The organism is Pseudomonas sp. LAIL14HWK12:I1 (assembly GCF_003202095.1).
In the GTDB taxonomy this organism is placed as follows: domain Bacteria; phylum Pseudomonadota; class Gammaproteobacteria; order Pseudomonadales; family Pseudomonadaceae; genus Aquipseudomonas; species Aquipseudomonas monteilii.
Genome location: NZ_QJKG01000001.1, coordinates 145,376 through 158,307 on the forward strand (window position 1 = coordinate 145,376; position 12,932 = coordinate 158,307).

Consider the following 12,932-nt stretch of genomic DNA (forward strand, 5'->3'; position numbering starts at 1 on the left):
CGTCAAGCATTACCTGGCGGTGACCTGAGCCCGGTAGTCCTTGGGCGAGCGCTCGAACTGCTTCTTGAACGAACGGCTGAAATGCGCCGAGTCGGTAAATCCCCACTTGTAGGCGATCGAGGTAATCGACTCGCCCTTGAAGAACGGGTTGGCCAGGTCATCGGCGCTGCGCTTCAGCCGTGCCCGCTGAATGTAGCGGCATACGCTATCGCCCTCCTCCTCAAACAGCCGGTACAGGTGGCGAACCGAAATGTTCAGGCGCCCGGCCAGGCTGGATGGAGTAAGCCCAGGCTGTGACAGCGACTCGTCGATTACCTGCTGCACGTAGCCGCGCAAGTTGGCACCGCTCAAGGCCCCAAGATTACCCGGCGTTTCGCCATGGCGCTCGAAGCCTGGCTCCAGCAGGGCGACAAAGGCGGTCTGCAGCGCGTCACCCTGGGCGCCATCACCGCTCACATTGCCGTCCTTGCACAGCTGGTCCATCAACACATGCAACATGCGCCCGCAGGCGTTGGTCGAGGAAATCTTGCCGAACATCGGGCCACTGCCCTGCACGTACTTGCGCACCTGCTCGCGTGACAGCGCCAACGAGACGTGCTCGATCAAACCGCTGGGGGTGATCTCGCAACGCCCGACCGAATCCATCAGCAGCAACTCGCCCGGCGCCAGGCTGACCTGCATGCCGCCTTGGGACACGGTCGAATGGCCCGCACGCTGGCTCACCAGAAAGCAATGCTGGTCATCGTCGAGGGTGGGGTTTTCGCCCAGCCGGCGGATGTTGCCGGCGTTGGTGCGCAGGTTGGCCAGCGGCAAGCCGGCGCGGGAAAAGGTGGAAACCTCGCCAATGAACAGCGAGTGATTGGACGCAAGCTCCGTCTCGAAGCGGCCGCAGATCTGCTGCATGGCCGTGGTCCAGCGTTCCAGCCCCTGACGGTTGGATTGTTGAGTATGCATGGCTGCCCTCGACGCAGGATTTGTTGTTATGCGCACATTGTTAACATGTTATCTATGTGCGCACAACTGTCATCATTTGTCGGTAGACACAGCAAGGCGTATGCCAAGCGGCGTCAAAGAGCAGGGAGCAAGGTGCTGAAATTGGCCAGGCTGGCCATCAGATGCGCCCGTTGCTGCGGGCTGATCGAAATATAGCGGCGAAACGCAGGCATGCGGTTGACCACTTCGCTACCCCCCATGTGCTCCAGCTTCATCAACCACTGGGCCTCGTGGCAGGCCAGGGTCAGGCGCTTGAAGTCCAGCGGCATCAGTGCCGCCAGCAATGCTTCATGCTGTTGCAGGCCATCACGTAGCCGGGTGAAGCGCGCCTGGTCGCCCTTGCGGTATACACAGGTGAGGCCCGTGCGCCGCAACGCACCGGCATGGCGCACTTCAAGGCTCACGTCGCCCCCTTGCTGGGCAGCAACCTGCAACTGGAACTCGCAAGTGACGATGTGCATCAGCAAGTGCGCCTCGACACGTTCATGCACCTCGGCCCGCCAGCCTTGAGCCGGGTCTTGAAACACCCCGGCCGACGCGATGCCCTGCTGCCCCAGGTTGCGCGCCAGACACACCAACGTCGCCCCTGGGCAGTAGCCGGAAGGCGCCCGAGGCGCCAACAGCTGCTTACGCAAACTTTTGATCATGCACCACGTGCTCCACGGCATGGCCAGGCTCGGCGGCGAACTCCTTCTCAAGCACATCCTCCACCCGCGCCGGCTTGAACGGGTTGACCTTCTGCACGCACAGCGTCCAGAACAATGCGTAGGCCGCAGTCGCACCCAGCATGATGGCGAACGGCACATAGACATCGGCGGGGTTCATGCCTGGCGGTGTGATGAACGCCATGCCGATCAGAATGCCCGTGCTGGAGACGATTTGCGGCAGCGGGAACAGCGGCGAGCGGTAGGCACGCGGCAGGTCCGGGCGACGGATGCGCAGGATCACCACCGACAGCGTCACCAACAGGTAGGCAGTGCTCCACGCACACACGGCGGCCAGCACCAGGTGCAGGATGTTGTCCGGGTTGCCGCCCAGGTACCATGCGTGCAGGCAAGGGATCAGCGCCACCACCAGGATGCACAGCAGCGGCGTCTTGAAGCGCGGGTGCAGGTAGGTGAATACCTTGGGCAGCGCGCCGTCAACCGCCATGCCATAGAGAATGCGCGGCACACCGGCCATCAGCGTGTTGATGGTCGCAGCGCCAGCAAACAGGAAACCAATGCCCAGCCACACCGGGCCGATATCACCCATCACCTGCTCGGCAAAGCGCGGGATGGCCATGGGCGTGTCCAGCAGATGGACGCCGCTGGCGGCATCGAGCAGCACGTTTTCCACCTGGCGCTTCATCGCCGCACCGTAGATGAACATACAGCTGGCCACGCCGAACAGCCCCAGTGCCATTGCACGCGGCAGCACCCAGGCCGAACGACGCAGCTCGGGCGCCAGAGGCGTGACGAACTCGCAGCCAACGAACATGAACATGGCCATGCCGATCAGCGACAGGATGGTCATCAGGTCGGTGCCCACCAGCGATACGCCGAACGGGCCGTCCAGCTCCACTGCCGGTGCTACGATCAGGCCCAGCACACCGAACGCCATCAAGGTGGTCCACATACCGAAGGTGAGGATCACTTCTGCACGGCTGAAGGCGCTGACGCCAAAGGCATTGAGCACCGCGAACGCCAGCACGAAGCACACCCCCAGCAGCCACGATCCGCCGGCAGATTCTGCCAGGGTGTTGAGGTGTTCGAAGTTCACCAGCGCCATCACGCCCGAGAGGATGGTTTCGGCGGTGCCGGCAAACACATGCACGATCAGGTAGGCCGACAGCGTGCCGGTGATGGCGAAGAAGCGGCCCAGGCCGCAGTTGATGTAGTCGTACACCGAGCCAGTAGTCGGCAAGATCGACGCGGCCTCGGCGAAGGTGGTGGACTGCGCCAGCATCATCAGCGCGGCAATGACCATGGCCACGGCAAAGGCGCTGCCGCCGATGCCAAAGCCCATGGTCGCGGTGAGGATCACCGGGCTGGCCATGATCAGCCCGACAGTGCTGGCCAGTGCGGTGGGGAAACCGACCGTACCGCGGTTGAGGTGCTCGGTGAGCTTGTTATTGAGTGACATCGTTGTGCCCCGGCTTGTTTTTGTGGCGTTGAACGAGTGATTACTCTGCGCTGCGGGTGGCATGGCGTCTTGCCAATGGCTGCCGCCGGGTTTGTTGCTGCCTGCCAGCCCCTGGCAGCCACAGACATGCCGCTGTCACGCTGGCACAAGAACCGCCCTCGCCTACTCACTAAGCTGCAGGCTTTGGCTTCCTGCCCCCGGAGTTTGCATGAGCGACATTACCCTCCTTCCTGCCGTCACGGCATTCCTGGCCCGCGAGCATGGCGTGTTCATTCACGGTCAGCACCTCGCCAGCCAGTCGTCCGCGAAAGTTGCCGTGGTCAACCCGGCCAACGGCCAGACCATCGCCCACATCGCCGACGCCAACCAGGCCGATGTCGACCACGCCGTCAGCTCGTCGCGCCAAGGCTTCACAACGTGGTCGCGCACCAGCCCCGCCGCCCGCGCCGCCGTACTGTTCAAACTGGCCGACCTGTTGGAAGCCAACCGCGAAGAACTGGCGCAGCTGGAAACCTTGCAGTCCGGCAAGCTCATCGGCATCTCCCGCGCCTTCGAAGTAGAGCAGGCTGCACACTTCCTGCGCTACTACGCCGGCTGGGCCACCAAGATCACCGGGCAAACCATTACCCCGTCGCTGCCCTCGTTTGCGGGTGAACGCTACAGCGCCTTTACCCTGCGTGAACCGATCGGCGTGGTGGTGGGCATCGTGCCGTGGAACTTCGCCACCATGATCGCCATCTGGAAGCTGGCCTCGGCGCTCACCACCGGCTGCAGCATCATCCTCAAACCCAGCGAGTTCACCCCGCTGACGTTGCTGCGTATTGCCGAACTGGCCACAGAAGCTGGCCTGCCGGCCGGGGCGCTGAACGTGCTGACCGGTGGCGGCCTGGTGGGCAAGGCGCTGATCGAGCACGCGGGCACCGACAAGGTCTCGTTCACCGGCTCCGTGCCCACTGGTATCGCCGTCGGCCAGGCCGCCATGGGCGCCAAGCTGACCCGCGCGACGCTGGAGCTGGGCGGCAAGAACGCGGTGGCCTTCTTGCCCGATGTAGCAACCGACAAGGCTGTGAACGGCATCATCGAAGCCGGCTTCCTGCATTCGGGGCAAATCTGCGCTGCGGGTGAGCGCTTCTACGTGCACCGCTCGCGCATCGACCCGCTGCTGGACGCCCTGTCCCAGCGCCTGGGCCAATTGACAATCGGCTCGCCGCTGGACGAAGCCACCCAGTTCGGCCCGGTGGCCAACAAACCGCACCAGCAGAAGCTGGCCGAACTGTTCGCCATCGCACGCGCCGAGGGTAGCCAGATTATCCATGGCGGCAAGCTGGGCGACGGCCCCGGCTGCTTCGTCGAACCCACGGTGATCCTCGCCAGGTCGGCCAGCGACACCCTGCTCAACCAGGAAACCTTCGGCCCGGTAGCCACCTTCTTGCCCTATGACGACGAAGACGAACTGCTGCACCTGATGAACGCCTCGCCCTACGGCCTCAGCGCCAGCCTGTGGACCAACGACCTGGGCAAAGCCATGCGCATGATCCCGGAAATCCAGGCCGGTACCCTGTGGGTGAACATGCACACCCTGCTCGACCCGGCGGTACCGTTTGGCGGCATCAAGGCATCCGGCATCGGCCGCGAGTTCGGCTCGGCGTTCATCGATGACTTCACCGAACTCAAATCGGTGATGATCCGCTACTGACCCACCCCTTGGCCAAGGCGTGCAAGCGCCTTGGCAGCCACGAACAAGACCCCGCCCCACCGCACACGCCCTAATAGGCCATCGCCGCCAACCGCGATGGCCCCTCGCCAAGCCGAGGGTGCCCCCGAACAACAAAGGCCCCCTGTGAAGCGGGCCGAGAACAATCGAGGGATGTGTAATGGTCAAACCGCAAACGCTGTCCACCCTGGCACTCGTCACCTTGCTGGCCAGCCAGGCCGTGCAGGCTGTTGAGTTGTACGCAGACGACGACAGCCACCTGAACGCCGACATGCTGGCGGTATGGGGCATGTTCAACAGCCGCAAGAACTACGACGGCACCCCGGGGGGATCAACCTGGCGCGAGGGCTTCATCAAGTATGGCCTCAGCGGTGACCAAGGCCTGGCTGGCAACGGCACACTGTATGGCAGCCTGAACTGGGTAAGCTCGGCCACCTGGGGCGATGGCGATGCAGCCGGCAACACCGACGGTTCCGAACGCACCACCAAGATCGAGGACGCCGTCCTCGGCTGGCGCTCGGCCGACCTGTTCCCCGTGCTGGGCAAGGACGGCGTGGACATTTCCGCCGGCCGCCAGACCATTCGCCTGGGCAGCGGCTTCCTGATCAACGATGACGGCCCGAACCTGGGCAATGGCGTGGCAGAGGGTGCGCTGGACCGTGGTGGCGCCTACTACCTGGCCGCCCGGCACGCCTTCGACCGCACTGCGATGCTGCGCCTGGGTGGCAGCGAAGGTTTGCACGGCAGCCTGCTGTGGCTGAAATCCGACAACCGCGCCCAGGCCGAAACCGAACTGGCCGCCGGCACACTGGACTACACCCATGCACTGGGCACCGTGGGGTTGACCTGGATCCACGGCATCAACGTCGCTGACCAGTGGGCCAGCGACTTCCAGAAGGCCCGCGAAGGCATGGACGTGTACAGCGTGCGCGGCGAAGGCAGTGCCGGCATCGACAATGCCAGTTTCGCCTTCGAATACGCCTGGCAGGACAAGACCGACGGCCCAGAACAAGCCTGGTACCTGCAGACCGGCTACACCTTCGCCGACCTGCCCTGGGCCCCCTCGATCACCTACCGCTACACCCGCTACTCGGCCGGCTGGGACTCGCTGTTCAGCGGCTTGTCCAAGGGTTACGGCACCTGGTTCCAGGGTGAAGTCGCGGCCAATTATGCAGGCCCGTTCAACAGCAACACCGGCATCCACCATGTGGGCGTGAAGGCGACGCCGCTGGAAAACCTCACGGTCGGCGCCCTGTACTTCGACTTCGACACGGTGCGCACCCGCGACAGCCTCAACCTCGATGCCCGCGAACTGGACCTGTTCATGGAATGGGCGGTCACCGAACACCTGATCATCAGCCCGCTGGTGGGCCTGTACCAACCGCGCAAGGACGAAAGTAACGGTGGCAACCAGGTGGGAGGAAATGGCACCAATGTGTACAGCCAGTTGACCGTGGCCGTGCCGTTCTGAAGCCACCTTTGAAACCGGCAGGATCCCTGTGGGAGCGGGGTGCCTGGCCCACGGAGGGGTTTGACCTTGCCTGCCCTGGCGAATACCATTCGCCAACCTACCGACCGGTAGGCGAAAAACCAGCCAGAGAAAACCATGCAAGCAGATCCTTCCCCCCCAATACGCTTCAGCTTCGCGCTGGGCCTCGGCCTGGTCGGTGCCCTCGGCCCTTCCGCTGTCGACATGTACCTGTCGAGCCTGCCGGAAATCGCCAGCCACTATCAGGCAAGCTTCACCCGTGTGCAGCTGACGCTCACCTTCTTCCTGCTGGCCATGGGCGCCGGCCAGTTGATCTTCGGCCCCATCGTCGACGCCTATGGCCGGCGAAAGCCGCTGCTGGCCGGCCTGCTGCTGTTCATCCTCTGTTCGCTCGGCGCAGCCGCAGCCCCCAGCCTCGATACCCTGATTGCACTGCGCTTCTTCCAGGGCCTGGGCAGCGCACTGACCCTGGTGGTGATCATGAGCATGGTCCGTGACGTGAGCCAAGGCGTTGCCGCGACCAAGCTGTTCGCCCTGCTGATGACCATCGAAGGCGTGGCACCGATCCTGGCACCTGCCTTGGGCGGCGTGATCGATGCGCACTTCGGCTGGCGGGCAGTGATGCTGGTACTCGCCGGCATGGGCCTGGCAGTGCTGGTCAACAGCTTGCTGAACCTGCCGGAAACCCTGCACGCCAACAAACGTGCCCCCCTGCACCTCGGCCACGCCTGCCGTACCTATCTGGCCATCCTCGCCGACCGCCGCTTCTTGCGCCCGACCCTGGCCGTGGCTGCCGTGTTCTTCTTCCTGTTCGCCTACATCGGCGGCGCCACACTGGTGTACCAGGCACACTACGGCCTGAGCGCCCAGGCCTTCGGCCTGCTGTTCGGGGCTACCGGAGTGTCGATCCTGTTCGGCGCCATGGCCGCAAGCCGCCTGATCGGCCTTCTGGGCCTGAACAACCTCACCCGCCTGGGCGTGCTGTGCATGGCTGGCGGCGCCTGCATCAGCCTGCTCGGTGCGCTCACCGGTCTGGGGCTACCGGGTGTGGCTGGCGGCATGGTGGTGGCGCTGTTCGGTTTAGGCATCGCCGAGTCGACGCTGATGTCATTGGTCATGGCCTCGCAAGACAAGGCTTTGGGCTCCACCGCAGCGCTGCTGGGCGCCATCCAGTTGTCGGTGTCCGCCAGCGCTGCCCCGCTGGCCGCCGTGGTACTCGGCCACGGCCCCACCGCGTGGGCCGCGCTGCTCGCCCTGTGCACCCTGGTGGTGTGCCTGCTGACGGCCCTCAGCTTGCGCGACACCCCCGCCAGCTTCTCGCTCGCTGGCCATTGAGGCCTTGGCACTGACGGTCAACTCGGCTGGCAGGCAGGCACAAGACGACCTACCAGTCGTTAGCGAAACTGGCTGCCACGTCACCAACAACAAATCCGACGGCAGCCAGCCCCGCGAGACCCGCCATGACCCCCGATACCAGAATTGATTTCATCTACCTGTCCGAACAGGACATGATCCGCGCCGGCGTCACTGACATGCCCGCCTGCGTCGACACCATGGAAGAAATGTTCGGCCTGCTGTACCAGGGCGACTACCGCATGGCCGGCCCGAACAGCGACTCGCACGGCGCAATGATCACTTTCCCCGAGCACTCGCCGTTCCCCACCATGCCCAAGCCCACCGCCGACCGCCGCATGATGGCGATGCCAGCGTACCTGGGCGGCAACTTCCAGACCGCAGGTGCCAAGTGGTACGGCTCGAACATCGCCAACCGCGAAAAGGGCCTGCCGCGCTCAATCCTGATGTTCACCCTCAACGATGCCGACACCGGCGCTCCGCTGGCGCACATGTCGGCCAACCTGCTGTCGGCCTACCGCACCGGTGCCATCCCGGGCGTGGGCGCTCGCCACCTGGCACGCAAGGACGCCAAGGTCATCGGCCTGGCCGGCCCGGGCGTGATGGGCAAGACCACGGTCGCCGCGTTCATGGCAGTGTGCCCGCTGATCGACACCCTCAAGCTCAAGGGGCGCGGCCAGAAGAACCTGGATGCGTTCGTTGCCTGGGTCAAGGCCACTTTCCCGCAAATCACGACGATCCAGGTGGTTGAAACCCTGGAAGACGTGGTACGCGGCTCTGACCTAGTCAGCTACTGCAGTTCGGGCGAAGTCGGTGACCCCAGCCAGTACCCGCTGGTACGCCGCGAGTGGGTCAAGCCCGGCGCGTTCCTGGCCATGCCGGCGCCGTGCAGCATCGACGCCGGCATGGAGCAGGACGACGTGCGCAAGGTGGTGGACAACACCGGCCTGTACGAAGCCTGGTTCGCCGAGTTGCCCAAGCCCGCACACAACCACGTACCGCTGGTTGGCGTGCGCTTCATGGACATGATTGCCGAAGGCAAGCTGGCCGCCGAGCAAGTGGAGGACATCGGCAAGATCATCTGCGGCGATGCACCAGGGCGCCTGCACGACGACGAAATCATCCTGATGTCGGTGGGCGGCATGCCCGTCGAGGACGTGGCCTGGGGCACCGTGGTGTACCGCAAGGCGCTCGAACAAGGCATTGGCGTAAAGCTCAACCTCTGGGAAACCCCCGTTCTCAGCTGATCCCCCCACTACCCGATAACAAGGCAAAGCCCATGACACAGATCACCAAACTGAAAACCGGCTCCAGGTTCGAAAACATGGCCAGCTACTCCCGCTTGGTGGCGGTAGACAACTGGATTCACGTCTCCAACACCGCCGGGCGCAACCCGCAGACCCAGGTCATCCCGGAGGATGTGATCGAGCAGACCCACCAGGTGTTCGCCAACATCGAAACCGCCCTGGCGGCGGTCGACGCCAGCCTGGCCGACGTCATCAACTCACGCGTGTTCATCCAGGACCCTGCCGATGTGCCACGGGTAATGGACGTGATCGGTGAGAAGTTCCGAGGTATCGACCCGGCCACCACGGTCACCTGCCCGCCTCTCGGCTCGACCGTGTACAAGGTCGAACTGGAAGTCACGGCCTATCGCGGCGCAGGGCAAGCACACGTGACCATGATCCGCCTTGGCCAGTAAAGGCTCTGACTGCCCCTGAGCACTTCCCCTGTCTGACCTGCATCGAGTAAAGCCATGTCTCCCACGATCGCCCCTGTGCAAACCAGCGCCCGTCATCCCGACGCCACCACCGTGGTCATCATCGGCGGCGGCATCATCGGCCTCACCGCCGCATTGACCCTTGCCGAACGCAACATCCCGGTGGTGGTGCTGGAAAAGGGGCGCATCGCTGGCGAACAGTCGTCCCGCAATCTGGGCTGGGTACGCAAGACCAACCGCCACGCCCACGACATCCCCCTGGCGCTGGCGGCCGACCAGTTGTGGGCCGAAATGCCGGCACGTGTGGGCAGCGACGTCGGCTATCGCCAGGCCGGTATCATGTTCATCGGCCGCAACGACACGCAGATGGGCATGCATGAAGGCTGGCTGAAAAGCGTCGAAGCACTGGGCCTGGACTCGCGCTTGCTGAGCGCGCATGAAATAGCCCAGATGGTGCCGGGTGGCCGGGCAGACTGGGCGGGCGGCATCTTTACCCCGTCGGACGCACGCGCCGAACCCACCCTGGCCGCCAGCGCCATTGCCCGTGCGGCAATGGCCAAGGGCGCGGTGGTGGTAGAGAACTGCGCAGTGCGCACCCTGGTCACCGCTGCTGGCCGAGTCAGCGGCGTGGTCACCGAGCAGGGCGAGATTCGCTGCGATCAGGTGTTGCTGGCCGGCGGTCTGTGGTCACGCAAGTTCCTCGGCAACCTTGGCATCAACCTGCCAACCTTGCCGCTGACCTGCTCCGTGCTGCGCACCGAGCCCATGGACGGGCCCACCGACATCGCCGTCGGTGCACCGGACTTTTCTTTCCGCAAGCACAAAGACGGCGGCTACATCATCACCCAGCGCGGCGCGCTGGATGCCTTCCTGACCCTGGACCACTTGCTGCTGGGCAAGCGTTACCTGCCCCAGTTGCGTGCCCAGCGGGACTTCCTGCGCATCAGCTTTGGCAAGCACTTCTTCAAGGATCTGGCCCTGGCCCGGCGCTGGAAAGCCACCGATGTCAGCCCCTTCGAGCGCGTACGGGTGCAAGACCCGCTCGCCAACCCGGCACTCAACGAGGAAGCCATGCGCAACCTCAAGGCGGCCTGGCCCGTGTTCGAACAGGCACGTATCGCCAGCGCCTGGGCCGGGACCATCGACGTCACCCCCGACTCCAACCCGGTGATCGGCCCGGTGGCCAGTCTTCCGGGCCTGACCCTGGCCACCGGTTTTTCCGGGCATGGCTTCGGCACCTCGCCTGCGGCCGGCCAGCTGGCAGCAGACCTGGTGTCCCAGGCAACTCCACTGATAGACCCAGCGCCTTACCGTTTCGAACGCTTTACCTGACGTCATAGCCATGACTGGCCAAGAAAGGATTTCCCCCCGACAAGCTGTTGCGAATTTACTTACAGTGAAATACTGTATGTGCATACAGCAAAACAAGGAAATGCCTGTGTCCAGCACCGCCTCCGCCACCCCAAACAGCTATGAACAGCTGGGTGTACGCATCCAAAAGATCATCAACAGCCCTACCGCCCAGCGCAGCCGAGCGGCGCTGATCTTCCGCCTGGAACAGGAAAGCCCGGAAGACTGGGAAACCTTGCTGGAGGAGATCGCAGAAAACGACAACGTAACCCTCGCTCACCGCGACGATGGCGGCGTACAGGTTTTCTGGACCGTACCGAAGGAAGACTGACCCCGCATGAGAGTTTCGTTTTTTGCCGCAGCCTGCCTGTTACTGACCGCTTCACTAGCCCAAGCCGATGCCCCACGCACCTTTCAGGAGGCCAAGAAGGTCGCCTGGAAGCTGTATGCGCCGCAATCGACCGAGTTTTATTGCGGCTGCAAATACAAAGGCAACAAGGTCGACCTGGCGTCCTGCGGCTATGCCCCGCGCAAGAACGCCCAGCGCGCGTCACGTATCGAGTGGGAGCACATCGTGCCCGCCTGGCAGATCGGCCATCAGCGCCAGTGCTGGCAGGACGGCGGGCGCAAGCAGTGCTCGCAGCATGACGAGGTGTACAAACGTGCCGAGGCTGACCTGCACAACCTTGTACCGAGCATCGGCGAGGTCAATGGCGACCGCAGCAACTTCAGTTTTGGCTGGCTGCCGGAGCAACGCGGCCAGTATGGCAGCTGCCTGACCCAGGTCGACTTCAAAGCCAGGAAGGTCATGCCACGCCCCTCGATACGCGGCATGATCGCCCGCACCTACTTCTACATGAGCAAACAGTACAACCTGCGCTTGTCCCGGCAGGACCGCCAGTTGTTCGAGGCCTGGAACAAGACCTATCCGCCGCAGGCATGGGAGCGGCAACGCAACCAGCAGGTAGCTTGCGTGATGGGCCGGGGTAATGAGTTCGTCGGGCCGGTCAACCTCAAGGCCTGCGGCTGAACCTCAGGCCAACGCCTGCAAATAGGCGCTGGCTTCCCGGTAGCGGGCCAACCGCGCCAGGTCGGCGGGGCCAGGGCAAGGGATGCGCGAAATGTCACTGTTATCGGCCAGATCGGCCAGTTTGACGGTTCGCGCCAGCGGGTCATCGCCCAGACGCACCACGAAGTCCTGATAAGCCTCACCCTCGCGGCGACTGAGCGCCAACAAGGCTGCAAGGATTTTAAGCTCGAAACCCTCGCGCGCCAGGTCGGACAGGGTCAGCGGGGTGTCCTCGATCACATCGTGAAGTACTGCGACAATCCGTTGTTCGGGTGTGGACACCCGCATCATCACGCGTAGCGGGTGGAGGATATAAGCCGCCCCACCCTTGTCGTATTGCCCTTCATGCGCCCTGGCGGCCACGGCAATGGCCCGCTCCAGTGTAGACATGAGGCCCCTCCCCGTTCGGCATCGTCACTCCAAGCATAGCCAAACTTGTGTGAACATTGTCTAGCGCACGGTTAACTGTGCCTTGCGGGGCTGACAGGAGCGGTTAGCGTGTGGCCCCGTGCTGGATAACCACCGAATCGGTGCCCAGCTTGGCCATCACTTCATCCCTGCGCGCTTGTGCTTCTTCGCGGGTAGGGAACGGCCCCATCAGCACCACTGGCTTGCCGTCGCGGTATTCCACCGAAGACGGGATGCCCTTTTCGATAAGCCGTGCGGTCATGTCGCTCAGCGCGCCCATGTTGGCGCCCTGAACCACCTCTACATCCCAGCCCTCGGGTGCCGGTTGGTCTGCCAGCGCCTCGGCACGGCGCTGCAGGTCGGCACCACCGCACATCTCGCGGATGCGCAGGTTGTTGCCGGTGTCGTCGACGATGATGTCGTACTGGCCATCGCGCTTGATCGCTACGTAGCTGCGGTAGGCTTCGTACTGCCCGGCATCATCCTTGCCACGGACCTGGCCGCAGATGGTGCCCTGGGTGTCGATCCGTACGTTGCCGAACTTGGCGGTTTTGGGGTTGTGCAGGTGTTCGGCCACCTGCTTGTGCACGCCTTCGACCTCGTTCTCACAGCCCGCCAGGGCGAGCACTGCCATTACCACAGCCAGTTTGCGCACGCGTGTACCTCCAGATTCGAAGGGGCGGATTCTAGCACGCCGACCTCTGTCCCGAAC

13 protein-coding genes are annotated in these 12,932 nt (G+C 63.9%); 8 read left to right on the top strand and 5 right to left on the bottom strand.

Annotation, left to right across the window (positions count from 1 at the left end):
• Positions 1-9 precede the first annotated feature (9 nt).
• From feaR to D906_RS00705, 3 genes are all read right to left on the bottom strand, one after another.
• Positions 10-954, bottom strand: coding sequence for a transcriptional regulator FeaR (feaR, locus tag D906_RS00695; protein WP_025752803.1), 945 nt, complete (start codon positions 952-954; stop codon positions 10-12).
• A gap of 113 nt (positions 955-1,067) precedes the next feature.
• Positions 1,068-1,640: a DUF3156 family protein gene (locus D906_RS00700; protein ID WP_027615012.1), complete on the bottom strand. Its 573-nt coding sequence runs from the start codon at positions 1,638-1,640 to the stop codon at positions 1,068-1,070.
• Positions 1,621-3,117 carry an APC family permease gene (locus D906_RS00705; RefSeq protein ID WP_019096834.1) on the bottom strand — a complete coding sequence of 499 codons (1,497 nt, stop codon included), beginning with the start codon at positions 3,115-3,117 and terminating at the stop codon, positions 1,621-1,623. The genes D906_RS00700 and D906_RS00705 overlap by 20 nt, the downstream gene beginning before the upstream one ends.
• A gap of 208 nt (positions 3,118-3,325) precedes the next feature.
• Here D906_RS00705 and D906_RS00710 point away from each other — a divergent pair, with 208 nt between their 5' ends.
• From D906_RS00710 to D906_RS00745, 8 genes are all read left to right on the top strand, one after another.
• Positions 3,326-4,813 (top strand): aldehyde dehydrogenase family protein, encoded by a 1,488-nt coding sequence (locus D906_RS00710; RefSeq protein WP_019096835.1) that lies wholly within the window; start codon positions 3,326-3,328, stop codon positions 4,811-4,813.
• 178 nt (positions 4,814-4,991) lie between these two features.
• Positions 4,992-6,302 carry a hypothetical protein gene (locus tag D906_RS00715; RefSeq protein ID WP_027615013.1) on the top strand — a complete coding sequence of 437 codons (1,311 nt, stop codon included), beginning with the start codon at positions 4,992-4,994 and terminating at the stop codon, positions 6,300-6,302.
• Between the two features lie 135 nt (positions 6,303-6,437).
• A complete protein-coding gene (locus D906_RS00720; RefSeq protein WP_027615014.1) occupies positions 6,438-7,655 on the top strand; it encodes a multidrug effflux MFS transporter in 1,218 nt (405 codons plus the stop codon).
• Between the two features lie 125 nt (positions 7,656-7,780).
• Complete coding sequence (locus D906_RS00725) at positions 7,781-8,920, top strand: tyramine oxidase subunit B (protein ID WP_019096838.1); 1,140 nt, start codon at positions 7,781-7,783, stop codon at positions 8,918-8,920.
• Positions 8,921-8,952: 32 nt separating this feature from the next.
• Complete coding sequence (locus D906_RS00730) at positions 8,953-9,375, top strand: RidA family protein (protein ID WP_027615015.1); 423 nt, start codon at positions 8,953-8,955, stop codon at positions 9,373-9,375.
• Between the two features lie 54 nt (positions 9,376-9,429).
• Positions 9,430-10,725 carry an FAD-binding oxidoreductase gene (locus D906_RS00735; protein WP_019096839.1) on the top strand — a complete coding sequence of 432 codons (1,296 nt, stop codon included), beginning with the start codon at positions 9,430-9,432 and terminating at the stop codon, positions 10,723-10,725.
• A gap of 106 nt (positions 10,726-10,831) precedes the next feature.
• Positions 10,832-11,074 (top strand): DUF1654 domain-containing protein, encoded by a 243-nt coding sequence (locus D906_RS00740; protein ID WP_019096840.1) that lies wholly within the window; start codon positions 10,832-10,834, stop codon positions 11,072-11,074.
• Between the two features lie 6 nt (positions 11,075-11,080).
• Positions 11,081-11,773, top strand: coding sequence for an endonuclease (locus D906_RS00745; RefSeq protein WP_019096841.1), 693 nt, complete (start codon positions 11,081-11,083; stop codon positions 11,771-11,773).
• A 3-nt stretch (positions 11,774-11,776) separates the two neighbouring features.
• Here the strand turns inward: D906_RS00745 and D906_RS00750 are convergent, their stop codons facing one another.
• Entirely contained in the window at positions 11,777-12,202 is a 426-nt protein-coding gene (locus D906_RS00750; RefSeq protein WP_027615016.1) for a GTP pyrophosphokinase, read from the bottom strand.
• Positions 12,203-12,305: 103 nt separating this feature from the next.
• Positions 12,306-12,875 carry an SPOR domain-containing protein gene (locus tag D906_RS00755; RefSeq protein WP_016711406.1) on the bottom strand — a complete coding sequence of 190 codons (570 nt, stop codon included), beginning with the start codon at positions 12,873-12,875 and terminating at the stop codon, positions 12,306-12,308.
• Positions 12,876-12,932 lie beyond the last annotated feature (57 nt).